We start from the raw sequence: 25758 nt of genomic DNA, 5'->3' as shown, positions 1-25758 counted from the left end.
CGCTTGGCTAGTCAGATCAAAGCGACGTCGTAGCGGGCAAAATGTGGGTCCGATGTAAGAATGGTGAGTTTCTCCAACTGCGCCTGCGCAATCAGCAGCCTGTCGAATGGATCGCCATGGTGGTGAGGGAGGCCACTGACGGCATTGGCATGCTGGAGGGTTATGGCGAGCGGCTGAAATTGCATCCTTGGAAGCAGCGTCGGCAGATCGTCCGGCGCATCGAGTTTTCTGATCGAACGTTTGATGGCAATTTCCCAAACGCTTGCCGCGCTAGCGAACACCACCGCTTCCGAAGCCAGGATGGCGCGGTGCTGCTCGCTGAGACGTCGATCGTCCGAAATCGACCAGAGGATGATATGGGTGTCGGCGAGAAACGGGCCGACCGTCATTTCACGTACTCGTCCCATTCGGGGCCGAGTTCGTCAAAATCGTCCGCAATCCAGATCTTGCCCTTCAACGCGCCGATGCGCGGCAGGGGTTCGGCCATTGCTGGCGGTACGATGCGCGCGGCCACCTTGCCGTGGCGTGTGAGCACGATCTCCTCACCGGCTTCCGCGCGGCTGACGAGTTCCGACAATTTGGCCTTGGCCTCGGCGATGGAAACATTCATGGTTGCGATCCATTGTGACCATAATTTAGGTCATAATGGATCGCGACACAAGATGTCGAGGTCGGTCTACTCCGCCGCCTGAATCTTGATCACCCCGCGCTTGATCTGGTCCTGCTCGATCGATTCGAACAGCGCGCGGAAATTGCCCTCGCCAAAGCCTTCGTCGCCCTTGCGCTGGATGAATTCGAAGAAGATCGGTCCGATCACGGTTTTCGAGAAGATCTGCAGCAGGATCTTGGTCGTGCCGCCGTCGACGACACCTTCGCCGTCGATCAGGATGCCGTGCTTCTTCATCCGATCGATCGGTTCGTCATGGCCGTTCACCCTGGCATAGGACATGTCGTAATAGGTTTCCGGCGGGCCGGGCATGAATTTCAGCCCGTTGTCGGCGAGTTTGTCGGTGGCGGCGTAAATCTCGTCGGTGCCGACCGCAATGTGCTGGATGCCTTCGCCATTGTACTTCTTCAGATATTCGGCGATCTGGCTGGTCTCGTCCTTGGATTCGTTGAGCGGAATGCGGATCTTGCCGCAGGGCGAAGTGATGGCGCGGCTGACCAGGCCGGTGATCTTGCCGTCGATGTCGAAGAAATGGATCTGCTTGAAGCCGAACAGATTGCGGTAGAAATCCCACCATTTGTCCATCTGCCCGCGATAGACATTGTGGGTCAGGTGATCGAGATAATAGAAGCCGACGCCTTGCGGCCGCGGGTCGCGCGCACCCAGCCACTCGAACTCGGCATCATAGGCCGAACCCTTCTCGCCGTAGGTCTCGATGAAATAGAGCAGCGAGCCGCCGATGCCGACGATTGCCGGCACGTCGAGCGCCTTGTCGTCGCCTTCGTAAGGCGTGGCGCCCTTGACGACGGCGTGGTCGAAGGCATGCTTGGCATCGACCACCCTCCAGGCCATCGAGGCAGCGCAGGGGCCGTGCTTGTCGGCGAACTTCATCGCATGCGAGCCCGGCTCGGCATTGACGACATAGTTGATGTCGCCCTGGCGCCAGACGGTGATGTCTTTCGTGCGGTGCTTGGCAACTGGGACATAGCCCATGCGGGTGAACAGTTCGGCCAGCTTCTGCGGCTCCGGATGCGCGAATTCGACGAACTCGAACCCATCCGTGCCGGCGGGGTTGTCCTTGCTGATCTTGGCGGGCGGGGCGTCGTGCGGGAAGGGGCCCATGATGTTCCTCCGAATCTGGCTTGGCCTGAAAAGGCCATCTGATGCCATCATAGCGCGGAGCCGGTGCATGGTGCTTGCATTCAAACGCTTGAAATGATCATCTCATGCGCGGAGTATGCATGATGTGGGACAAAACCATGGATGAGACGCGCATTGACCGGTTTGACCGCAAGATAATGGCGCTCTTGCAGGGCGATGCGCGGTTGACCAACAATGATCTTTCGGAACGGGTGAACCTGTCTGCGTCGCAATGCTCGCGCCGCCGCCAGCGGCTGGAGGAAGACGGCTTTATCAAGGGCTATCGCGCTGTTCTCGACCGCGACAAGCTCGGTTTTTCCTTGGTCAATGTCATCTCGGTGACATTGGCCACCCACAATCGCGACAATGCGCGGCGCTTCGGCGAACTGGTGGCGCGGCTGCCGGAAGTGCAGGAGGCACACGCATTGACCGGCGAGATGGATTACATCCTGAAGGTCGTGACGCCCGATTTGAAGTCGCTGTCGGAGTTCGTCAACGGCGTGCTCCTGCCGCACGAATCCGTGCAGCATGTGAAGACGGCGATCGTGCTGGAGACGCTCAAGGAAACCGGCGCGCTGCCGATTTGACCCTTGAGTCGATCTAACCCTTCGACTGTTGGATCAGCCCATAGAGATTGGTGCAGCGTGCGCCCGAGCGGCAATAGGCAAAGACCGGGCCGTCAAGCTCATCCAGCGCCTCGGCCTGATCCTCGACATTCTCGGCCGTGATCTGGCCGCTGATGACGGGGATGTGGCGGAAGGCAAGGCCGGCGGCTTCGACGGCCGCCTTGAGCGTATCGGCCGAAGGCTGGCCGGGCTGCTCGTCGTCGGGCCGGTTGCAGATGACGCTCTTGAAGCCGGCAGCCTTGATGGCGTCGACGTCTTCAGGCTGGATCTGGCCCGAGACCGAATAGTCTTCGCTGATTTCGCGGTATTCCATGGCAGTATCCTCGCAAACTGGTCAGGCGGCAGTCTTGCCACTCCCCGACATGTGCGGCAATCCGCACCGAAGGAATTCTCTGCCAAATAGACACTGCATGCCAGAAAATCCAACCGGGCCGATGCGGCCCGATTGGATGACCTTCAAACTCAGCTGCCGAGAATGGCGCCTTTGATCTGGGCGATGTTGTTGTGCATCATGTCGATATAGGTCGAGGCCGGGCCGTCGGGCTGCGACAGCGCATCCGAATAGAGCGTGCCGCCGACCTTGATGCCTGTCTCGCTGGCGATCTGCTCGATCAGGCGCGGGTTGGTGATGTTCTCGACAAAGATCGCAGCCGCCTTGTCCTGTTTCACCTGGGTAACCAGCTTGGCGACGTCGGCGGCGGACGGTTCGGAGTCGGTCGAGATGCCTTGCGGGGCGAGGAAGGTCAGGCCGTATGCGTGTTCGAAATAGCCGAAGGCGTCATGCGAGGTGATGACGACGCGCTTGCTCTCCGGGATCGAGGCGATCGCCGCTTTCACTTCGCCTTCAACAGCATCGAGCTTCTTGGTGTAGGCGGCGGCATTGGTCTGATAACTGACGCAGCCTTCCGAATCGGCCTCGCAGAAGGCTTCGGCGATGTTGTTCACGTAAATCCTGGCATTGGCGATCGACTGGAAGGCATGCGGGTCGGTGACCGTCTTGCCGCCGCCAGTGCCGACACCTTCGGCCGCGTCGGCATCGGCGAATTCAGGCTTGAAATCGATCGGCTTAACACCCTTGGTCAAGGTGATGATCGAGGCCTTGGTGGCGCTGGCGTCGACCAGCCGCTGCAGAAACCCTTCGAAATGCAGGCCGTTGACCAGCACGATATCGGCTTTGGCCATGGTCACCGCATCGGCCGGGCTCGGCTCGTAGACATGGGCATCGCCATCCGGCCCGACGATGGTGGTGACATCGATGCGGTCGCCGCCGACATTTTTGGCGAAATCGGCAATGACGGTGAAGCTGGCGACCACTTTCAGCGGTGCGGCGAAGGCCGACGACGCGCCAAAGGCGATTAATGTTATAACGCTCATCGTCAGGGCGGTGCGGATCGATTTCAGCATGGGCGGGATTCTCCTTTTGAGGCGGGGGATTAAGCCGTTCTGTGACGGTGATGAACGATGCGCGCGCGCAGAATGCCGCGCGTGCCGAACAGGATCGAGGCAAAATAAACGACACCGGCCGACAGGATAATGGCCGGGCCGGACGGCAGCGACGCGTGATAGGACAAAAGCAGCCCGGCGACGCAGGAGGCAAAGCCGATCAGCACCGCCAGCACGCACATCGGCTCGACGCGCACCGACCAGAAGCGGGCAGCGGCGGCCGGCAGCATCATCAGTCCGACCGAAAGCAGCGTGCCGAGCGCCTGGAAGCCGCCGACGAGGTTGAGCACGACGAGGCCGAGAAAGATGAAATGCACCGGGCTGCCCAACCGGCTGACCGAACGCAGGAACAGCGGATCGAGGCATTCGGCGACCAATGCCCGCCAGAAGATGGCAAGGCTGACCAGCGTCACCGCGACGATGCCGCCGATCAGCGTCAGCGCTTCATCGTTGAGCGCCAGCACGGTGCCGAACAGCACATGCATGAGATCGACGCTGGAGCCGCGGATCGACACCATCAGTACGCCGATGGCCAGCGAGATCAGATAGAACGCCGCCATCGAGGCGTCTTCGCGCTGGATGGTGAAGCGCGATACAGCACCTGCGCCGAGCGCGACGACGATGCCGGCGATCAGGCCGCCGATGGTCATCGGCAGAATCTCCAGTCCATAGAGCAGGAAGCCGGCGGCAGCTCCGGGCAGGATGGCATGCGCCATGGCGTCGCCCGACAGGCTCATGCGCCGCAGCATCAGGAAGACGCCGACCGGGCAGGCGCCGAGCGACAGCATCAGCGAGCCGATCAGCGCCCGCTGCATGAAGCCGAAATCGGCGAAGGGCGCGATGAAAAGACTGTAGAGCGTATCCATCAGGCAGCCCTCGGCCCAACGCCATGGTGATGATCATGATGGTCGTGATCGTGCCCATGGCCGTGATCATGCTCGTCTGGCTCGCACCAGGGCGCATTCTCTTCCCAGGCTTCGTGGAAGCGGCGGGCGCGCAACAGGTTTTCCGGCTTCAGCGTTTCCCTGGTTTCGCCCCAGGCGATCGGCTGGCGGGCGAGAAGCAATGTTTCGGGGAAATTCTGCCGAACCAGATCGAGATCGTGGACGACCACCATGATGGTGCGTTCCTCGCCGTGCCAGTGTTTGATCAGGGCAATAAGGTCGCCGACCGTCTTGGCGTCGACAGCGTTGAACGGCTCGTCGAGCAGGATGAGGTCGGCGTCCTGCAGCAGGACACGCGCAAAAAGCGTGCGCTGCAATTGGCCGCCCGACAGCGTATCGATCGGCCGCTTCTCGAAGCCGCCGAGGCCGACTGCCATCAGTGCTTTGGCGACGTCATCACGATCTTGCCTGGTGTAGCGGCCAAGCAGGCCGCGTCGAGGCCATAGGCCGAGCGAGACCAGATCGACCACCCGCGCTGGAAAAGAGCGGTCGAGTTCCGACTGCTGCGGCAGGTAGGCGGCACGCACGCCAGGCGCGCGGATGACCTCGCCGGCCATCGGTTTCAGGACGCCGACAATGCCTTTCATCAGCGTTGATTTGCCGGAGCCGTTTGCGCCGACGACAGCCGTCAGCGAACCCTTGCGGATGGTGCCGTCGAGATGATGGATTGCCGGATGGCTGCCGTAGCCAAGCGTCAGGTCGCGGAATGTCAGGCAGGTATTTGTCATTCTGCGATCCGTGAGGGCGGCGAAATCCGGCTGCGGGCAGCGGCCGATTGGATATGTGATGTTATTACATTAGTCAACAAGCCAATCCGGCGGAATTGCGGCTGCCGGGTCAACTTGCCGTGTAAGGACGTCACGCGCCGTTGGCCCAAGGAGATTTGACCGAGCGACCTTGCCCGAAGCCGGCGGCAACTCTAAAGAGGCGCAACCGCCACAGGAAGGAACCATCCAATGAGCATTCGTCGCATCGATGTTGGCCCGCGCATGAGCCAGATAGTCATTCACGGAGATACCGTCTATCTAGCCGGTCAGGTCGGTAAGCCGGGCGGCAACGTCGCTTCGCAGACCCAGGATATCCTGGCGGCCATCGACGAACTGCTGGCCAAGGCCGGCTCGGACAAGACCAAGATCCTGCAGGCGATCATCTGGCTGGCCGACATGAGCACCTTTGCCGAGATGAACTCGGAATGGGACAAGTGGGTGCCGCAAGGCAACACGCCGGCCCGCGCCACCGGCGAAGCAAAGCTCGCCGGACCGGAATATCTGGTCGAGATCATTATTACTGCCGCGATCTGAAGCGTTGAAGCTGCCAATCTCCCCCTTGTGGGGGAGATGCCTGGCAAGGCAGAGGGGGGCGCCTGTCCCGCCAGCCTTTCAGTCTGATTGATGCTCTTCCAGCAAGTTCCATGACAGAAGTTGGCGCTCTACGGCGCCCCCCTCTGTCCTGCCGGACATCTCCCCCACGGGGGGAGATCAGCCTCACCCCTGCGACGGCGTGAACCTTGCCACCAGCGTGTGGCTCTCGGCCGCATAGGTGAAGCGCACATGGGTGACCGGGTGATCGGCGCTCCATGTCCGACGCTCGACCACCAGGCACGGCGCGCCGGCTGCGATATCGAGCGCGGCCGCGATATGCCTGTCGGCGGCGACAGCGCGAATCCGGTGCTCGGCTTCGCTCCACGGCACGCGGCCAATCAGCCATGGTCCTGGTGCTATGGCCAGGAATTCCTCGTCGGCCGCTTCGGGCACAGCGGTGAGATTGATCAACCGCTGTTCATGCGCGAACGGCCGCTCGCCCGCGAAGTGACCACACTCCAGCGCCAGCACCGGCCCGGCCACGCCCAGCTCCAGCAGTGCGCGATTCTCGGCACTGCTGCGCCTTTTGTGTCGCGCCACGCGCTCGTAGCGATAGGCCAGGCCGAGCGCCTCGACCTCGATTCGGATGTCATGGATTTCCAGTACCGCAGCCTGCGACTGCGGTCGGCGGACGAAGCTGCCGGAACGACGCCGGCGTTCGATCAGTCCCGCCTTGGCAAGCTGCGACAGCGCCTTGTTCACTGTCATGCGCGAGCAATTGTATTGCGCGCTCAGTTCGTGCTCGAACGGAATGCGGTGACCGGGTGCCCAGGCACCGGACATGATGCGTTCGCTGATGTCGGACAGGATGCGCTGGTGCAGCGAGCCGCCGCCTTCCGTCCCTATTGTCCCGGTCATGCTCATGCCGAAAGCGCCGTCATCACGCCGCGAAATCGCTCGGCGATCGCCTCGCGCCTTGCATGCCGGCCGCCGCTGACTTGTCTTTGGCCATGCACCCAAACGCAGTCGACCTTGCTGCTATTGGCGAAGATCCAGGCGTCGAGGATTGCGTCGCCGGTCTTGCCGGCAAGCGAGGGACTGCCGGCGTCGAGCGAGACGAGATCGGCGGATGCGCCGACCGCGATCGCTGAGGCGCCGGCACCAAGCGCGATGCTGCCGCCGTCAAGTGCGGCGTCGAACAGCGCGCGGCCGGTCGAGCCGCCGGCGACCGCGAGCACATTGCGGGCGCGGCGGCCAAGGCGCTGCGAATATTCGAGCTGGCGCAATTCGTCTGGCAGCCCGATCAGAACGTTGGAATCGGAACCGATCCCGAAGCGGCCGCCATGTTCTATGAACAGCGGCGCGGCAAAAATGCCGTCGCCGAGATTGGCCTCGGTGATCGGGCAGAGACCGGCAATAGCGCCGCTCTTGGCCATGCCGATCGTTTCCGCATCGGTCATATGCGTGGCGTGGATCAGGCACCAGCGTTGGTCGACCTCGGCATGGCCAAGCAGAAATTCGACCGGCCGCGCCCCCGACCAGGCCAGGCAGTCCTCGACTTCCTTCACCTGCTCGGCGACGTGGATGTGGATCGGCCCGTCCGGCGCAATCGCTGCGACCGAATTGAGTTCTTCCGGTGTCGCCGCGCGCAAACTGTGCGGAGCAACGCCGACGACAGCCTGATTCAAAGCGCGAACCGATTCGCGGCATTTCTCAACAAGCCGCGAGAACCGGTTCACATCGTTGATGAATCGCCGCTGGCCTTCGTTCGGAGCCGCACCGCCGAAAGACGAGTGGGCATAAAACACCGGCAGCAGCGTCAGGCCGATACCTGTTTCGCCGGCCGCGGCCGCGATGCGCTCGGCCATCTCGGCGAGGTTGGCGTAGGGTTTTCCATCCCGGTCGTGATGCAGGTAGTGAAATTCACCGACGCGCGAAAATCCGGCCTCCAACATCTCGACATAGAGTTGTGCTGCAACCGCCTCGACCTGATCGGGCGTCATCGACAGGGCGAAACGGTACATCACCTCGCGCCAGCTCCAGAAACTGTCGGCGGAGGGGCCGCGAAGTTCGGCAAGGCCGGCCATGCCGCGCTGGAAGGCGTGGCTGTGCAGGTTGGGCATGCCGGGCAGCAGGATCGCGTGACGTTCGTCGCTGGCTGCCGCTGCGGCGCCAAGTTCGACGGCTGTGATGCGTCCATCGGCCAAGGTGAGCCGCACATCGTCGTGCCAGCCATTGGGGAGGAGCGCCTGTTCCGCGAAGATATCAGTCACTTTTCTCTCCGGTTCTCTGTCTCTCATGCGATGATGGCACTTGCGGTGCGTTTCAATATGTATATACATAATTGTCACCAATTGAAACGGAAAAGATGATGGCTGCAGAGAGTGAAAGCCGGGCAGGGGCGGTTCGCATCTGGCGCAATGCGCGCTTGGCGACGTTGGCCGAAAACGCGGCCGGACTTGGCGTCGTCGAACATGGCGCGATCGCTGCGCGTGACGGCCGCATTGTCTATGCCGGTCCCGAATCGGAGATGCCCACAGCATTTGCCAAGGGTGCCGAGACAATCGATTGCGAGGGCCGCTGGATCACGCCCGGCCTGATCGATTGCCACACCCATCTGGTCCATGCCGGCAACCGCGCCAACGAGTTCGAGATGCGGCTGGCCGGCGCCACCTATGAAGAGGTCGCCAGGGCCGGCGGCGGCATCGTCTCCTCGGTCAAGTCGCTGCGCGCCGCCAGCGAGAGCGAGTTGGTTGCGCAATCGCTGCCCCGCCTCGACGCGCTGATCGCCGAAGGCGTGACGTCAGTGGAAGTAAAGTCGGGCTACGGGCTCGACCTCGAAAACGAGCAGAAATCGTTGCGTGCCGCACGCCGGCTGGGCGGTGAGCGGCCGGTGACGATCCGCACGACCTTCCTCGGCGCCCATGCGCTGCCGCCGGAAGCCAAGGGCGACAAGGACGCCTTTATCGATCTGGTCGCAAAAGAGATTCTCCCGGCGGTTGCCGCCGAGGGATTGGCCGATGCGGTCGACGGCTTTTGCGAGGGCATTGCCTTTTCACCGGACCAGATGGCGCGCGTCTTCGACGCCGCCAAGGCCGCCGGCCTGCCGGTCAAGCTTCATGCCGACCAACTGTCCAACCTGCATGGCGCCGAACTCGCTGCCCGCTATGGCGCGCTGTCGGCCGATCATCTCGAATACACCGATGAGGCGGGTGCGGCGGCGATGGCCAAGGCGGGGACCGTGGCGACGATCCTGCCCGGCGCCTACTACTTCATTCGCGAAACAAAGAAGCCGCCGATCAGCCTGTTTCGCCAGCACGGCGTCAGGATGGCTGTCGCCACCGACAACAATCCCGGCACCTCGCCGCTGACCTCGCTGCTTCTCACCATGAACATGGCGGCGACCTTGTTTGGCCTGACCGTCGACGAATGCCTTGCCGGCATCACCCGCGAGGCCGCCCGCGCGCTTGGTTTGCTGGGTCAAACCGGCACGATCGAAGCCGGAAAATCCGCCGATCTCGCGATCTGGAACATCGAGCGCCCCGCCGAACTCGTTTACCGCATGGGCTTCAACCCGCTGCATGCCCGCATCTGGAGAGGACAATGACCGAACTGAACCTGAAGCCCGGCAATGCGACGCTGGCCGACTGGCGCGCCATCTACCGTGGCGCCGTGCCGAAGCTGGACGATGCCTGCCGGTCGAAAATCAAGGCGAGTGCCGAGGCTGTTGCCAGGATCGTCGCCAAGGGCGAGCCGGTCTACGGCATCAACACCGGCTTCGGCAAACTGGCCAGCGTCCGCATTCCCGCTGAGGATCTCGAGACCTTGCAGCGCAACATCGTGCTGTCGCACGCTGCCGGCGTCGGCGAGCCGATGCCATCAGCCGTCTGCCGGCTGATGATGGCGCTGAAGCTGGCCAGCCTGGCGCAGGGCGCGTCCGGCGTGCAGCCGCAGACCATCGAATTGCTGGAAGCGATGCTGGCCAACGACGTCATCCCTGTGGTGCCGGCGCAAGGCTCCGTCGGCGCCTCCGGCGACCTTGCCCCGCTCTCGCACATGACGGCGGTGATGATCGGCGTTGGCGAATGCTTCACCCCGCATGGCCGCTTTCCCGCCAAGGTCGCCTTTGTCTCGCATGGGCTGGAGCCGGTGACATTGGGCGCCAAGGAAGGTCTGGCGCTGCTCAACGGCACGCAGTTCTCGACGGCCTATGCGCTGGCCGCCCTGTTCGAAGCCGAGGTGCTCTACCAGTCGGCGCTGGTCGCCGGCGCTTTGTCGACCGACGCGGCAAAAGGCTCCGATGCCCCCTTCGACCCACGCATCCATGTGTTGAGAAAGCATCGCGGCCAGATCGAAACGGCGGACGCGCTGCGCAATCTGATGGCCGGCAGCGCCATCCGTGAATCGCACCGGGTGGGCGACGAACGCGTGCAGGATCCGTATTGCTTGCGCTGCCAGCCGCAGGTCATGGGTGCGGCACTCACCGTCCTGCGCCAGGCCGCCGACACGCTGGGCACCGAGGCCAATGGCGTCACCGACAATCCGCTGATCTTCGCCGAGGATGACACTGCACTGTCCGGTGGCAATTTCCACGCCGAGCCGGTGGCTTTCGCCGCCGATATGATCGCGCTCGCAGTTTGCGAAATCGGTTCTTTGTCGGAACGCCGCATTGCCATGCTGGTCGACCCGGCATTGTCGGGCATGCCGGCCTTCCTGACGCCGAAGCCCGGCCTGAACTCCGGCTTCATGATCCCGCAGGTGACAGCGGCGGCGCTCGTTTCGGAGAACAAGCAGAAAGCCTATCCGGCCAGCGTCGATTCCATTCCCACTTCGGCCAACCAGGAAGACCACGTTTCGATGGCCGCGCACGGCGCGCGCCGGCTGATCGGCATGGTCGAGAATGCAACGGCGGTGGTCGGCATCGAATTGCTCGCCGCCGCGCAAGGCTGCGACTTCCATGCGCCGCTGGCTTCGAGCGATGCCTTGGAAGCGGTGCGCAAGCTGGTCCGGGCCGAGGTTCCGCATCTCGACAATGACCGGCATTTCCATCCCGACATGGAAAAGGCGATCACCATGGTGCGCAGTGGTGCGACCATCAAGGCCGCCGGCGCGATAACGCTGCCGTCGATTTCTGGAGCTGCACGATGACGGGCACGCCTTGGCTCACCGTAGCGCGCGGGACGGCCCCATTGCTGGTATCGATCCCGCACACCGGCATCGATCTCGCCGGCCTCGAGAACCGGCTGGTGTCGTCCTGGCTCGGTCGCCGCGATTGCGACTGGTGGATCGACAAGCTCTATGATTTCGCCGGCAGCCTGGGGGCAACTGTCGTGCATACGGCGATCTCGCGCACGGTCATCGACGTCAACCGCGATCCCTCCGGCGCCTCGCTTTATCCCGGTCAGGCGACCACCGGCCTCTGCCCGACCGAAACCTTCGATGGCGATCCGCTCTACCGCGAGGGCGAAGAACCGGGGCCGTCGGAGATCGACGAGCGCCGCGAAAAATTCTTCGCGCCCTATCATGCCGCCCTGCAGGCCGAGATCGACCGGCTGCGCGGCCTGCACGAAAAGATCGTCATCTACGACTGCCATTCGATCCGCTCGGTGCTGCCGCGCCTGTTCGAGGGCACGCTGCCGGTGTTCAATCTCGGCACCAATGACGACAAGAGCGCCGATCCGGCGTTGCAGGCGATGGTCGGCCAGATCATGGCCGAAACCGGCGAAACCTTCGTCGTCAACGGCCGCTTCAAGGGCGGCTGGATCACGCGCCATTTCGGCCAGCCGCACCAGGGCGTCCATGCGCTGCAGATGGAACTCTCCAACCGCGGCTACATGCGCGAGCCTGACGGCAAGGGCGTGCCCGGCAATTGGCCGGTGCCTTACGATGCCGAGTTCGCAGCACCGATCCGCGCCACACTGCGGAAAATCCTCGAGACCGCGACGTCTTGGGCGCAGGCCTGACATTCGATCCTTTTATGGAGTGACGCCATGAACAATCCTCGCCACAACATCCGTGAAGTCCGCAGCCCGCGCGGCAGCGAAATCAGCGCCCGCTCCTGGCTGACGGAAGCGCCGCTGCGCATGTTGATGAACAATCTCGACCCGGATGTCGCCGAAAACCCCAACGAGCTGGTTGTCTATGGCGGCATCGGCCGGGCGGCACGCACCTGGAACGACTTTGACCGCATCGTCGCCTCGTTGAGGACGCTGGCCGATGACGAGACTTTGCTGGTCCAGTCGGGCAAGCCGGTGGGGGTCTTTCGCACCCATCCCGATGCGCCGCGCGTGCTGATCGCCAACTCCAACCTGGTGCCGCATTGGGCGACCTGGGAAAAGTTCAACGAGCTCGATAAGAAGGGCCTGATGATGTACGGCCAGATGACGGCCGGCTCGTGGATCTACATCGGCACGCAAGGCATCGTGCAGGGCACTTACGAGACCTTCGTCGAAGCCGGTCGCCAGCACTATGGCGGCAATCTCCGGGGAAAATGGATCCTGACCGGCGGGCTCGGCGGCATGGGCGGTGCCCAGCCGCTCGCCGCCGTCATGGCCGGCGCCTGCTGCCTGGCCATCGAATGCAATCCCGACTCGATCGATTTCCGCCTGCGCACCCGCTACGTCGACGAGAAGGCCGAGACACTCGATGAAGCGATGGAGATGATCGAGCGCTGGACCAGGGCCGGCGAGGCGAAGTCGGTCGGCCTGCTCGGCAATACGGCCGAGATCGTCCCGGAAATGTTCAGGCGCGGCATCCGCCCCGATATGGTCACCGACCAGACCTCGGCTCATGACCCCATCAACGGCTATCTGCCGAAGGGCTGGACGATGGCCGAATGGCGCGAGAAGCGCGTCAGCGACCCCAAGGCGGTCGAGAAGGCGGCTCGCGCGTCGATGCGCGAGCATGTCGAGGCGATGGTGGCATTCTGGAACGCCGGTGTGCCGACGCTCGACTATGGCAACAACATTCGCCAGGTGGCCAAGGAAGAGGGGTTCGAGAACGCTTTCGCCTTCCCCGGTTTCGTGCCGGCCTATATCCGTCCGCTGTTTTGCCGCGGCATTGGCCCGTTCCGCTGGGTGGCCCTGTCGGGCGATCCGGAGGATATCTACAAGACCGACGCCAAGGTGCGCGAACTGACGCCCGGCAACACCCATCTGCACAATTGGCTCGACATGGCGCGTGAGCGCATCGCGTTCCAGGGCCTGCCGGCGCGCATCTGCTGGGTCGGCCTCGGCGATCGGCATAGGCTCGGCCTCGCCTTCAACGAAATGGTGGCCAAGGGTGAGTTGAAGGCGCCTGTCGTCATCGGTCGCGATCACCTCGATTCCGGCTCGGTCGCCTCGCCGAACCGCGAAACGGAATCCATGAAGGACGGCTCTGACGCCGTCTCCGACTGGCCGCTGCTCAATGCGCTGCTCAACACGGCCTCGGGCGCCACCTGGGTGTCGCTGCACCATGGCGGTGGCGTCGGCATGGGCTTCTCGCAGCACGCCGGCATGGTCATCGTCGCCGACGGCACACGCGAAGCCGCCAGGCGCCTGGAGCGGGTGCTTTGGAACGACCCGGCGACCGGTGTCATGCGCCACGCCGATGCCGGCTACGACATCGCCGTCGAATGCGCCAAGGAGCACCAGCTCAACCTGCCCGGCATTCTGGGCTGAGCCGATGCGCATCCTGCGGGCAGCCGAATACCGCTCGATGCCGTGGAAGAACGGCGGCGGCGTAACGACGGAAATCGCCGTCTCGCCCGCAGGTGCCGGGCTCGACGACTTCGACTGGCGCGTCTCGATGGCGCGCGTCGAATTGAGCGGCCCGTTCTCGCAGTTTGCCGGTATCGATCGCACCCTTGCCGTGCTCGAAGGCGAGGGCATCGTCCTCGATATCGCCGGCTACCCGCCGAAATCCATAAACAGGACGACCGCCCTGTTTTCCTTCCCGGCTAACGTGCAGACCTCGGCCACGCTGATCGGCGGGCCGATCACCGACCTCAATGTCATGACCCGCAGAAGTCGGATGACGCATTCGGTCGAACGCCTGGTCGTTTCGGCTCCCGTGGAAATCCGGACTGAAGCCGGCACAACCCTCATCCTGTGCTTGAACGGCGAAGTCACTGTGGCCGCCGCCGAACCGGTTCGCCTCGGGCCGCTCGACACGTTGCTGCCCGGTCCGGACAGCGCCAGCCTGCTTATCCAGCCTGCCCATGAGGCGACGCTGTTCGTGATCCGGCTCGGCGACATCTCAGGCAACGATTAACGCTTGTTTCCAAACATGATCGCGGTGCCGGCGAATTATAGCGTAAGCTGACGGCGAGCATCACGAAAAAGCCCGAATCCTCCCCGTCGATCGATCTCGATGGGAGGAGGGGTGCTCGTCGTTGTTTTTCGCTGAGAGATGACGCCCTATCGTGGTGCGGAAACAAACTTTCGGCAAATGGGGTTTATGCAACCAATTGCATTTGAATCGGTTTTAGGGCCATTGCCGTGGCGGTGACGCCGCTGACTGGCCGCTTACGGAATTTTCAATGAATATTCAGACGAACCCTGCCCAAATCGAGAAGACAAGCGCGAGCTTCCCGGCCATCACGGAAGAGCCGATCCGCTCCAATTACCTGCCCGAAGAACGCCTTCGGCTGCTCGGTGAAAGCCTGGCAAAAGGCGACCTCACCGATCTGTTCGGCCTGACGCCCTTCGATTTTCAAGCGCGTGTCCGCGACAGTGCGAAGAAGATCCTGGAAGTCTACCGTTCGACCAATGCAGTGCAGGCGAGAGGCGAGACGATCACGCCGGCGGCACAATGGCTGCTCGACAACAATTATCTCGTCGAAGAGACCATTTTCCAGGTCAAGCGCGACCTGCCGCGCCGCTTCTACCGCCAGCTGCCGACCTTGAAACTGCCTGACAACGGCAGCGTGCCACGCGCGCTGGCGCTGGCCTGGACCTATGTGGCGCATTCGGACAGTTCCGTCTCGGCGACGATGTTCAAGGCCATCGTCCAGGGTTTTCAATCGGTCGAGCCGCTGAAGATCGGCGAACTCTGGGCGCTGCCTTCCCTGCTGCGCTTCGTCCTGATCGAAAATCTCCGCCGGCTGGCGGTCAGGGTCAATCGCACCCGTCAGATGCGCCAGATCGCCAACGATGTGGCGGACCAGGTTCTGGCCACCGACGACAGCGCCGACCGCCAGGCGATCCTGTCCAACTTCAGCGCCCACGCGCAGGACACCACCTTTGCCACCCAGCTGCTCTACCGCTTGCGCGATGGATCGCAAAATGCCGGCAAGGCCTTGGAATGGCTGGAAGGCGAGCTCGAAAAGACCGGCTCCGACGCCGAGGAAATCATCATTTCCGAACATCGCACGCTGTCCAGCGGCAACGTGACGACGGGCAACATCATCCGCGGCCTGCGCCTCATCAACGACGTCGATTGGACTGTTTGGTTCGAAGGCGTCAGCCGCATCGATACCGTGCTGCGCGAGCGCACCGATTTCGCCGCGCTCGACTTCTTCTCGCGTGACCAGTACCGGACCGCGATCGAGGAACTGGCGCGCCGTTCGGACCTTTCGGAATATCGGGTCGCGGAAAAGGCCATCGAGCTGGCCGGCCACGCCGCTGGCGAGACCATGCCAGGCGATGAGGATGCCGTCCCTGCCGCATCCGCTCACACCGATGTCGGTTTCTTTCTCGTCGGCCCGCGCCGGCTGGAGCTGGAGAAGGCGATCGGCTATCGGCCGACCATCAGCCAGACGGTCAAGCGTGCCTTCCGCAAGACGGGGTGGCTTGGCATCGTCGTGCCGGTGTTTGCACTGACGGCCCTGCTTCTCGTCCTTTCCGGCAACGCACTCACCAATCTCGGCCTGTCGGTGCCGTCAATCGTCCTGATGCTCGCGCTGTTTGCCGTGCCGGCCAGCGAGGGCGCGCTCGCCTTCTTCAACACGGTCGTATCGCTGTTCCTCAAACCGACGCGCCTCGTCGGCTACGATTACAGGCACGGCGTACCGCCCGAGGCGCGCACGCTGGTGGTTGTGCCGTCGCTGATCGGCTCGCGCGACGACGTCGAGGAGAACATTCGCAATATCGAGGTGCATCATCTCGCCAACACGGCCGATGAGATCCATTTCGCGCTGCTGTCTGACTGGCCCGACTCGAAGATCGAGATCGATGCGGCGGATACTGAAATCCTCGAATTCGCCCGTGCCGAGATCGCCCGTCTCAACGACCGCTATCCCTCCGAAGGCGCGCCGCGTTTCTACATCCTGCACCGGCGCCGGCTGTTCAATGCGGCTCAAGGGTCCTGGATGGGCTGGGAGCGCAAGCGCGGCAAGCTGCACGAACTCGACCTCCTGCTGCGCGGCGACAGCGACACCACGTTCCTGCCGCTCGACGTGCCGCTGCCGGAGAGCGTCGTCCATGTGATGACGCTCGATGCCGACACGCGCACCACCCGCGACGCGGTCGCGACCCTCGTCGGCAAGCTTTGCCACCCGCTCAACCGCCCGCATTTCGATGCCAGCAAGCGTGTCGTCACCGCCGGCTATGCGATCTTGCAGCCGCGTATCACCGCGTCGCTGACATCAGGCGACGACGCGTCGTTTTTCCAGCGGGTGTTTTCGGCCAATCGCGGCCTCGACCCTTATGTCTTTGCCGTGTCCGATCTCTATCAGGACGTCTTCGGCGACGGGTCTTTCACCGGCAAGGGCCTCTATCATGTCGACGCCTTCGAGGCGGCGCTGCAGGGCCGCATCGAGGAAAACACCATCCTCAGCCACGATCTGCTGGAAGGCGCGCTGGCGCGCGCGGCGCTGGTCACCGACGTCGAACTGGTCGAGGACTATCCGACGCGCTACTCGGTCGACGCCTCGCGCCACCATCGCTGGGCGCGCGGCGACTGGCAGCTGCTCGGCTTCATGCTCGATCCACGCTCCGGCGTGCCGGCTCTGTCGCGCTGGAAGATGATCGACAATCTGCGCCGCTCGCTGACGCCGATCTTCTGGGTGATGGCGGCGATCGCCGGCTGGACGCTGCTGCCCTTCACGCAGGCCGCGCAATGGCAGGCTCTGCTGATCCTCAGCCTGTTCATGGCACCGACATTCGACATCGTCCATGCCATCCTGCCCAAGAGTGGCGACCAGACGCCGCGCGGCCATTTCTCGGCGCTGGCGCGCGACGTCGCCTTCGGTACCGCCATGGTGGCGCTGAAGATCGTGCTGATGGCGCATAACGCCTGGATGATGGGCGACGCCATCGTGCGCACGCTCTACCGGCTGTTCGTCAGCCGCCAGAATCTGCTGGAATGGCGTACCGCCTCGCAGGCGCACAAGGCGGGCGACAATGATGTCGGATCGTATTACGGCATGATGTATGGCGCCGTGATCATCGGCTTCGTCGGCCTTGCCATTCCGGTGCTGGCCGATTCGACCGGCGCCTTCGTTGCCTTCTTCTTCGCCCTGTTCTGGATTGGTTCGCCGGCCATCGCCAGCTGGATCAGCCGTTCGGCTGAAACCGAGGATCGCTTGCGCATATCGCAGGCCGATATCCATACGTTGCGCACGGTGGCGCGGCGCACATGGCACTATTTCGAAAGCTTCGTGACATCGGAGCATCACCATCTGCCGCCCGACAATTTCCAGGAAAGCCCGGCGCCCGTGGTGGCGCCACGCACCTCGCCGACCAATATCGGGGTTTACCTGCTGTCCGTCGTCTCCGCTCGCGATTTCGGCTGGATCAGCCTGTCCGACGCCATCACCCGCATCGACGCCACCATGTCGACGATCGAGGGCATGCCGCGCGACCGCGGCCACCTCTTCAACTGGTATGACACGACGACGCTGAAGCCCCTCTACCCGCTCTACATCTCTGCGGTCGACAGCGGCAATCTTGCCGGCCATCTGGTAGCGGTGGCGGCAGCCTGCGCCGAATGGGCCGAAGCGCCCTCCGTCCATCTCCAGGGCGATTTCGAAGGCATTCTCGACACGGTCGCCATCCTCAGCGAAAGCCTTGACGAACTGCCCGACGACCGTCGTCAGCTGCGCCCCCTGCGCCAGCGCCTCGCCGACCGTCTCGACGGTATGCGGCGCGCGGTCGATACCATCAAGGCGCAGCCGGAAATGGCGTCGATCCGCACCATCAACCTGGCTGTGCTGGCCGGCGAAATCCGCAAGCTTGCCACCGCCATCCACACCGAGGCGGCATCGCCCCAGAGCGATGTCATCGTCGACTGGGCGGCAAGGCTGGAAGCCACCTGCGAGGCGCATGTCCATGATGCGCACAGTGACGACAATGCGGTCGAGGCGCTGCGTGCCAAGCTGCTCACCTTGCGCGAGCGCACGCGCCGCTTCGCCTTCGAGATGGATTTCTCATTCCTGATGCGGCCGGAGCGCAAGCTGCTGTCGATCGGCTACCGGGTCGAGGAACATCAGCTCGATGAAAGCTGCTACGACCTTCTGGCTTCCGAGGCACGGCTGACCAGCCTGTTCGCCATCGCCAAGGGCGATCTGCCGACCGAGCACTGGTTCCGGCTCGGCCGGCCGATCGTCGAGATCGGTTTCCAGGGCGCGCTGATGTCCTGGTCCGGCTCGATGTTCGAATATCTGATGCCGCCGCTGGTGATGAAGGAGCCGCAAGGCTCGATTCTCAACCAGACCAGCAAGCTGATCATCAAGCGCCAGATCCAGTACGGCCGCCAGAAGAACGTGCCGTGGGGCATTTCGGAAGCGGCCTACAACGCCCGCGACCGTGAACTGACCTACCAGTACACCAATTTCGGCGTGCCCGGGCTCGGGCTGAAGCGCGGCCTTGGCCAGAACACGGTGATCGCGCCTTACGCCACCATCTTGGCGGCCCAGTTCAACCCGCGCGAAGCCGTACGGAATCTCGCCCACCTCAGGGAAGTCGGCGCACTAGGCCGCCACGGTTACTACGACGCCGTCGACTTCACGCCGCAGCGCGTGCCGGAAGGCACCGACCATGTCGTCGTGCAGAACTACATGGCGCACCATTCGGGCATGTCGATCGTGGCGGTCGCCGACGCCATTTTCGAAGGCCGCATGCGCGACCGCTTCCACAGCGATCCGGTCATCGAATCGGCCGAATTGCTGCTGCAGGAGAGGGCGCCGCGCGACATTCCGACCGCGACTGTCAGGACCGAGGCCGACGAACGCTCCAAGGACGAGACCGAGATCGAGAGCCCTGACACCCGCATCGTGCTCAACCCGCTGCAATCGCTGCGCTCGACCAGCGTCATGTCGAACGGCCGCTATTCGGTAATGGTCACGGCGACCGGCTCGGGTTACAGCCGCTGGGGCGATCTTGCCGTCACCCGCTGGCAGCCGGATCCGACCGAGGACCGGCTTGGCTCCTACATCTTCCTGCGTGACGCCGACACGGGCGACTGGTGGTCGGCGACATCGGAGCCTAAGCGCGCCGCCGAGGAAAAGGCGCAGACCTTGTTCTCTGACGACAAGGCGAGCTTCGTCAAATCGGTGGGCACGCTGCGCTCCGAGGTTGAATGCATCGTCATTTCGGAAGGCAACGGCGAGGGCCGTCGGGTCACGCTCTACAATGATGGTCCATCCGACCGTCACATTGAAGTGACCTCTTTTGCCGAACTGGTGCTCGGCCTGGAAGCATCCGACAACGCGCATCCGGCCTTCTCGAAGATGTTCGTGGAAACCGAAATCGCATCGAATAACGCGGCGATCTTCGCTACGCGGCGCAAGCGCGAGACCAGCGAGCCCGATATCGCCATGGTGCATTTCGTCACCGATCCGTCCGGATCGGCGCGCGATGCCGAGGCCGAGACCGACAGGCGCGCCTTCATCGGCCGTGGCCGTACCATTGTCGACGCTGCCGCCTTCGATCCGGGCGCCAGGCTCGGTGGCCATTCGGGCTTCACGCTCGATCCCGTCGCTTCGCTGCGCCGTCAGGTGCGCGTGCCGGCCAACAAGAAGATATCGCTGACCTTCTGGACCGTCGTCGGCGCCGGCCGCGCCGAACTGGACGAGGCCATCGCCCGGCTCGACCATCCGGAGAGCTTTGCCCGCCAGGCGATGCTCGCCTGGACGCGCAGCCAGGTGCAGACCCGCCATATGGGCCTCAGCCTGACCGATGCCGCCAATGTGCAGAAGCTGGCGCGCTATCTGATCTATCCGGACCCGTTCCTGCGTCTTCCGGCGGAATCCATTGCCACGGGGCTGGGCAAGCAGTCGAGCCTGTGGCCGACTAGCATTTCCGGCGATTTCCCGATCTTCCTGGTCAGGATCGGCGACGTCGCCGATCTCGAAATCGTCGCCCAGGCGTTGCGTTTCCAGGAATATATGCGCACCCGCGGCATGATGATCGACTTCGTCGTCGTCAACGAGCAGGCGTCCTCCTATGTCCAGGACCTGCAGCGGGCGGTCGAGACGCTGTGCGAGAACAGCCGTTTGCGTGGCAAGGAACTCGGACCTCGCCAGCACATTTTCGCGGTGCGCCGCGACCTTATGGACGAGACGACCTACAAGACGCTGCTCGCCGTCGCTCGCGTCGTCCTGCACACGCGCAACGGCACCATCTTCGACCAGATCGAGCGGGCCGAGGCGGCGGCGCTGCAGGCCCGCGATGCCCTGCTGCCCGCAGCATTGCCGGTTCCGCGCGAACTGCCGTCCCTGGTGCCCACGATGCATGCATTTGCCTCGCAGGCGGTCGCCAATGTCAGCGCCGATGGAAGGGGGCTCAGCCAGTGGAACGGGTTTGGCGGTTTCGACGGCGACGGGCGGCACTATGTCGTGCGCCTGGCCGGCCGGCGCACGACGCCGCAGCCGTGGATCAACGTCGTCTCCAACGCCTCGTTCGGCTTCCACACTTCCGCCGAGGGGGCTGCCTTCACCTGGAGCCGCAACAGCCGCGACTATCAGCTGACGCCATGGTCGAATGACCCGGTCTCGAACCGGCCGGGCGAGGGCCTCTACATCTACGATCAGGCCAGCGGCAAGGCGTTCTCGCCGCTCGCCGCCATGGTGCGCGATCCCTCGATGACCTACGAGGCCTGGCATGGCCAGGGTTTCTCGACCTTCCGCTCGAAGCGCGGGCCGTTGTCGATGGACCTTACCCATGTCGTCGATCCGGTTGATCCTCTGAAGATTTCGCGGCTGCGTATCCAGAATTCCGGCTCGGTGCCGGCGCGGCTGCGTGTCTATGCCTATGCCGAATGGGTGCTCGGCGGGCATCGGTCGAGCACGGCGGCAACCATCGTCCCATCCCGTGACGCAGCCACCGGTGCATTGCTGGCGCAAAACCCCTACGGGCTCGATTTCGGCGAGCGGGTGGCCTTCCTCGCCGCCGATGGTGGCGTCCATTCGGTGACATCAGACCGCTCGGAGTTCCTGGGCCGGCATGGCTCCAGCGAGCTTCCGCAGGCGGTGCTGAGCGGTGCTGCACTATCGGACCGTGTCGAGGCCGGCGACGATCCGTGCGCGGCGATCGCCCGCGACATCGAGATTCCGGCAGGCGGCGACGTGACGCTGCTCTGGCTGCTCGGTGACGCCGAGTCCGCCGAGGAGGCGAGCGCCTTGGTGCGGGAGCACCGGGTCAAGGATTTCGATCAGCGTCTGGCCGACAATGAGCGCGGGTGGCGCGGCTTTCTCGACACCATCCAGGTCGAGACGCCGGACAAGGCGCTCGACGCCATGGTCAATCACTGGCTGCCCTATCAGAGCCTGGCCTGCCGCATCCGTGCCCGCTCCGCTTTCTATCAAGCCAGCGGTGCCTTCGGCTTCCGCGACCAGTTGCAGGACACGCTGGCGTTGCTGGCGCACGACCCGCAGCTGGCGCGCGACCAGATCCTCAACGCGGCACGGCGGCAGTTCCCCGAGGGCGACGTGCAGCACTGGTGGCTGCCGCGCACCGGCGCCGGCGTGCGCACCCTGATCTCCGACGACGTCGTCTGGCTGGCCCACGCCACGGCGCGCTACCTGCTGGTCACCGGTGATGCCACCATCCTCAAGGAGCAACTGCCCTTCATCGACGGACAGGCGCTGGGCGAGGATGAGCACGATGCCTTCTTCACTCCCGAGGTTTCGAAGAAGACGGGGTCGCTCTACGACCATTGCGCGCGGGCGCTGGACCTCGCCATTAAGCGCAGCAGCCCTGCGGGCCTGCCGCTGATCCTCGGCGGCGACTGGAACGACGGCATGAACCGCGTCGGCGAGCACGGCAAGGGCGAGAGCGTCTGGCTCGGCTGGTTCCTGTTGAAGACACTGGGCGACTTCGCCCCTGTTGCCAAGACCGAGGGCGATACCAAGCGTGCACAGGCCTGGGCAAAGCATGCCGATGTGCTGAAGCGGGCGCTTGAAAGCACGGCATGGGACGGCGAATGGTACCGGCGCGGCAGCTTCGACGATGGCAGCCCGCTAGGGTCGCGAACCTCGCAGGAGTGCAAGATCGACTCGATCGCCCAGTCCTGGAGCGTGCTTTCGGGAGAGGGCGATCCGGCGCGGTCGACGACGGCGATGGAGCAGGCGACCAAGCTGCTCGTCGACGACAAGCTCAACATCGTCAGGCTGTTCACCCCGCCCTTCTCGAAGACGGAGAAGGACCCGGGTTACATCAAGAGCTATCCGCCCGGTGTGCGCGAGAATGGCGGCCAGTACACGCATGCCGCCACATGGTTCGTCATCGCGCTCGCCGAGATGGGGCGGACCGACGAGGCCTATCGCTGTTTGTCGATGCTGAATCCGGTCAACCATGCGACCGACGAGGCCTCGGCCGAGCACTATCGCGTCGAGCCTTATGTCGTGGCGGCCGATATCTATGCCGGGGACGACAATGCCGGCAACAACAAGGGCGGCCGTGGCGGCTGGACCTGGTACACCGGCTCTGCCGGCTGGCTCTACAGGGCGGCGGTCGAAGGCATCCTCGGCATCGAACGGCGCGGCAAGCGTGTCCAGTTCAAGCCGAAACTGCCGAGCCACTGGGACGGCTACTCGGCAACCCTCAAGATGCTGGGCGCCGAACTCAAGGTTCGTGTCATCCGCGACAATAAGGCCAAGGCCGTGTCGCTGGAGGTGAATGGGGCAAAGACCAAGGCTTCGGCGCTCGAACTGAAGGATGGCGAAGTTACCGACGTCATCGTCAGGATTCCGGCCTGACATATGCTGCCTAAAGAGCGTGCTCTCGGGTCTAGGGCCCGGGGCGCGGTTTTTGGACCATGACAGGATGGGAGGCGCCGTGCCGTCCGGTGTTGCCATTGGCCCGACTGAAGGGCATGCCCCTGAGAAGCGCATGAAATCAAGGACTTGAAGTGCGCCATGGGAGTCGGCTCGAGCGGAGAGACGGGGCCTCCCGTCGCCTGGAGAGGCGCAAGGCTGATTTGTTTCGCGCTATACTGTGCAGACGGCGATTTCGGCCTTGGTCACCCGCCCGACATTGCTGCTGATTAAAATTATGGCAGCACGCGCGAGCTGCCATGATTTCGCCGCATGCCTGACATTTTACCTGTTTTCTCAAACCGTTAGCTGATCACGGCAGATTTCGGAACGTCGCCATCTTTTGTTCGCCCTGAGGGAACTGAAGAGGTACACGGCCATTGTTTTGCGACGTATCAACCGGTACGAATAAAATGATGCAGTGCACAATAAACAGCATGGCGGAGTAACTGGGGTGACCCTTCTGCAAATCTACTGGCGAGCACTCGGATATCTGGCTGCGGACAGGAAACGCGTCGCGTTGATCTGTTCGGCCAACGTGGCTCTCGCTATCGTAGCGCTTCTCGAGCCGATTATGTTCGGTCGCGTCATCGGCGCCATCTCCGAGCGCGGCTCTGTCTTCACCACGCTGGTCATGTGGGCCGGTCTCGGCGCCTTCAACATCGTTGCTTTCGTCATGGTGGCGCGCGGCGCTGACCGCTTTGCTCACAAGCGGCGCAGCGAAGTTCTGTGCCAGTCCTTCGAGCGCGTGATCACCATGCCGCTCGCCTGGCACCATCAGCACGGCACCTCCAATGCGTTGCACACGATGCTGCGCGCCGTCGAAACCCTGTTTAGCCTTTGGCTTGAATTCATGCGCCAGCATCTGTCCACGGCTGTCGCCCTCGTACTGCTGGTCCCGACCGCGATCAGCATGGATCTGCGCATGTCGCTGGTGCTGCTTGGCCTCGGGCTGCTCTACGTCGGCATCGGTCGGATGGTAATGCGCCGCACCAAGGCGGGCCAGGCTGCGGTTGAGCGCCACTACCACAAGGTGTTCGCGCATGTGACCGACTCGGTTAGCAACGTTGCGGTGCTGCAGAGCTACAATCGCCTCGGCCACGAGGCCGATACGCTGCGCCGCTACGTCAAGAACCTGCTCGACGCGCAGAACCCTGTGCTCGACTGGTGGGCGCTGGCCAATGCCTTGCACCGTCTGTCGTCGGCGATCTCGATGCTGATCGTGTTGTCGATCGGCTCCTATCTCGTGACTCACGGTCAGTTGGGTGTCGGCGACGTCATCGCCTTCACCGGTTTTGCCACGATGTTGATCGCTCGCCTCGACCAGATGTCGGCTTTCGCCAACCAGATTTCCGAGGCCCGTGCCAAGCTCGAAGATTTCTACCATCTCGAGGACTCCGCGGCTGATGCCGCTGAGCCGGACGGCTTGCGCGATCTCACTAACGTCACCGGCCATGTCCGCTTCGAGAATGTCGGCTTCGAATTCGCCAATTCGGGCCATGGCATCGACGACGTCTCCTTCGAGGTCCAGGCTGGTCAGACCGTCGCCATCGTCGGCCCGACGGGCGCCGGCAAGACCACGCTCATCAACCTGCTGCAGCGCGTCTTCTCGCCGTCGCATGGCCGGATTCTCATCGACGGCATCGACACCCGCACCGTGACCCGCAAGTCGGTGCGCCATTCGATCGCCACCGTGTTCCAGGATGCCGGCCTGCTCAATCGCTCGATCGAGGACAACATCCGCGTCGGCCGTGCCGATGCGAGCAATGACGAGATCCATGCCGCCGCCAATGCGGCAGCGGCGCAGGACTTCATCCTGTCGAAGAGCAATGGCTACGACACGCTGGTCGGCGAACGTGGCGGCCAGCTGTCGGGCGGCGAGCGCCAGCGCATCGCCATTGCCCGCGCCGTGCTGAAGGATGCCCCGATCCTGGTGCTCGACGAGGCGACCAGCGCGCTCGACGTCGAGACCGAGGATCGCGTCAAGGAAGCGATCGACGAGTTGCGGCGCGACCGCACCACCTTCATCATTGCCCACCGCCTGACCACCGTTCGCGACGCCGATCTGGTCGTGTTCATGGACAAGGGCAGGGTGATCGAGATGGGCGGCTTCACCGAGCTGTCGCTGCGCAATGGCCGCTTTGCCAGCCTGCTACGCGCCGGTGGCCTGCTCAACGACGAGGAGGTTCGCCGCCTCAGCCGCAGTGTGCAGCAACAGCAGGAAGCCGCTGCCTGACCTTCTTTCTTCTACCTCCCCCTTGTGGGGAGGTCGGACCGTAGGTCCGGGTGGGGGTACAGGCGCCATCGCCGCTCCCCCACCCCGCTGCTTCGCAGCGACCCTCCCCACAAGGGGGAGGGTGAGAAGCCCCTGCGACACCCAGGGGAATCGCTTCAGGTTAACGTTGATTTTTGACGGATGAGATTTTCGAGATAATCGGCGTTGAGATTGGCGAGTTTTCGT

The 25758-nt window shown here is 63.5% G+C and carries 18 protein-coding genes; 9 read left to right on the top strand and 9 right to left on the bottom strand.

Going from position 1 to position 25758, the window contains the following annotated elements; genetic code table 11:
- Positions 1-11: 11 nt before the first annotated feature.
- From NKI73_RS30225 to hppD, 3 genes are all read right to left on the bottom strand, one after another.
- A complete protein-coding gene (locus tag NKI73_RS30225; protein ID WP_352635312.1) occupies positions 12-389 on the bottom strand; it encodes a type II toxin-antitoxin system VapC family toxin in 378 nt (125 codons plus the stop codon).
- The gene (locus NKI73_RS30220; protein WP_352635310.1) at positions 386-610 is read right to left on the bottom strand and encodes a type II toxin-antitoxin system Phd/YefM family antitoxin; all 225 of its coding nucleotides are present in this window, start codon (positions 608-610) and stop codon (positions 386-388) included. Before NKI73_RS30220 ends, NKI73_RS30225 begins: the two co-directional genes overlap by 4 nt.
- A 66-nt stretch (positions 611-676) precedes the next feature.
- Complete coding sequence (gene hppD, locus NKI73_RS30215) at positions 677-1789, bottom strand: 4-hydroxyphenylpyruvate dioxygenase (RefSeq protein WP_352635308.1); 1113 nt, start codon at positions 1787-1789, stop codon at positions 677-679.
- 137 nt (positions 1790-1926) lie between these two features.
- On the opposite strand from hppD, the gene NKI73_RS30210 reads away from it, so the two are divergent.
- Positions 1927-2394 carry an Lrp/AsnC family transcriptional regulator gene (locus NKI73_RS30210; RefSeq protein WP_352635326.1) on the top strand — a complete coding sequence of 156 codons (468 nt, stop codon included), beginning with the start codon at positions 1927-1929 and terminating at the stop codon, positions 2392-2394.
- A 13-nt stretch (positions 2395-2407) separates the two neighbouring features.
- On the opposite strand, the gene NKI73_RS30205 is transcribed toward NKI73_RS30210, so the two are convergent.
- The 4 genes from NKI73_RS30205 to aztA all read right to left on the bottom strand — a co-directional run bounded on the left by NKI73_RS30205 (position 2408) and on the right by aztA (position 5548).
- Positions 2408-2746 carry a protein tyrosine phosphatase family protein gene (locus tag NKI73_RS30205; protein WP_352635306.1) on the bottom strand — a complete coding sequence of 113 codons (339 nt, stop codon included), beginning with the start codon at positions 2744-2746 and terminating at the stop codon, positions 2408-2410.
- Positions 2747-2895: 149 nt separating this feature from the next.
- Positions 2896-3837 carry a zinc ABC transporter substrate-binding protein AztC gene (aztC, locus tag NKI73_RS30200; protein ID WP_352635304.1) on the bottom strand — a complete coding sequence of 314 codons (942 nt, stop codon included), beginning with the start codon at positions 3835-3837 and terminating at the stop codon, positions 2896-2898.
- Positions 3838-3866: 29 nt separating this feature from the next.
- Positions 3867-4742: a zinc ABC transporter permease AztB gene (gene aztB, locus NKI73_RS30195; protein ID WP_352635302.1), complete on the bottom strand. Its 876-nt coding sequence runs from the start codon at positions 4740-4742 to the stop codon at positions 3867-3869.
- Positions 4742-5548 carry a zinc ABC transporter ATP-binding protein AztA gene (aztA, locus tag NKI73_RS30190; protein ID WP_352635300.1) on the bottom strand — a complete coding sequence of 269 codons (807 nt, stop codon included), beginning with the start codon at positions 5546-5548 and terminating at the stop codon, positions 4742-4744. Before aztA ends, aztB begins: the two co-directional genes overlap by 1 nt.
- 228 nt (positions 5549-5776) lie before the next feature.
- Between aztA and NKI73_RS30185 the strand changes: the two genes are divergently transcribed.
- On the top strand, positions 5777-6121 hold the full coding sequence (locus NKI73_RS30185) for a RidA family protein (protein WP_352635298.1): 345 nt from the start codon (positions 5777-5779) through the stop codon (positions 6119-6121).
- A 183-nt stretch (positions 6122-6304) separates the two neighbouring features.
- On the opposite strand, the gene hutC is transcribed toward NKI73_RS30185, so the two are convergent.
- On the bottom strand, positions 6305-7045 hold the full coding sequence (gene hutC / locus NKI73_RS30180; RefSeq protein WP_352635296.1) for a histidine utilization transcriptional repressor HutC: 741 nt from the start codon (positions 7043-7045) through the stop codon (positions 6305-6307).
- A complete protein-coding gene (locus NKI73_RS30175; RefSeq protein WP_352635295.1) occupies positions 7042-8394 on the bottom strand; it encodes a formimidoylglutamate deiminase in 1353 nt (450 codons plus the stop codon). Before NKI73_RS30175 ends, hutC begins: the two co-directional genes overlap by 4 nt.
- Before the next feature lie 98 nt (positions 8395-8492).
- Here NKI73_RS30175 and hutI point away from each other — a divergent pair, with 98 nt between their 5' ends.
- The 7 genes from hutI (at position 8493) to NKI73_RS30140 (ending at position 25533) form a co-directional block, all read left to right on the top strand.
- Positions 8493-9728, top strand: coding sequence for an imidazolonepropionase (gene hutI / locus NKI73_RS30170; RefSeq protein ID WP_352635293.1), 1236 nt, complete (start codon positions 8493-8495; stop codon positions 9726-9728).
- On the top strand, positions 9725-11269 hold the full coding sequence (hutH, locus tag NKI73_RS30165) for a histidine ammonia-lyase (protein ID WP_352635292.1): 1545 nt from the start codon (positions 9725-9727) through the stop codon (positions 11267-11269). Before hutI ends, hutH begins: the two co-directional genes overlap by 4 nt.
- The gene (hutG, locus tag NKI73_RS30160; RefSeq protein WP_352635290.1) at positions 11266-12084 is read left to right on the top strand and encodes an N-formylglutamate deformylase; all 819 of its coding nucleotides are present in this window, start codon (positions 11266-11268) and stop codon (positions 12082-12084) included. The genes hutH and hutG overlap by 4 nt, the downstream gene beginning before the upstream one ends.
- A gap of 27 nt (positions 12085-12111) precedes the next feature.
- Positions 12112-13782, top strand: coding sequence for a urocanate hydratase (hutU, locus tag NKI73_RS30155; RefSeq protein ID WP_352635288.1), 1671 nt, complete (start codon positions 12112-12114; stop codon positions 13780-13782).
- Between the two features lie 4 nt (positions 13783-13786).
- Complete coding sequence (locus tag NKI73_RS30150; protein WP_352635287.1) at positions 13787-14374, top strand: HutD/Ves family protein; 588 nt, start codon at positions 13787-13789, stop codon at positions 14372-14374.
- Between the two features lie 268 nt (positions 14375-14642).
- Entirely contained in the window at positions 14643-23240 is an 8598-nt protein-coding gene (locus tag NKI73_RS30145) for a glycoside hydrolase family 94 protein (RefSeq protein WP_352635286.1), read from the top strand.
- A 511-nt stretch (positions 23241-23751) separates the two neighbouring features.
- Complete coding sequence (locus NKI73_RS30140) at positions 23752-25533, top strand: glucan ABC transporter ATP-binding protein/ permease (RefSeq protein WP_352635285.1); 1782 nt, start codon at positions 23752-23754, stop codon at positions 25531-25533.
- Positions 25534-25758 lie beyond the last annotated feature (225 nt).

Source organism: Mesorhizobium sp. M0496, from assembly GCF_040321205.1.
In the GTDB taxonomy this organism is placed as follows: Bacteria; Pseudomonadota; Alphaproteobacteria; order Rhizobiales; family Rhizobiaceae; genus Mesorhizobium.
Note: the sequence above shows the minus strand (reverse complement) of the source record. Positions and strands in the feature narration are given on the sequence as shown.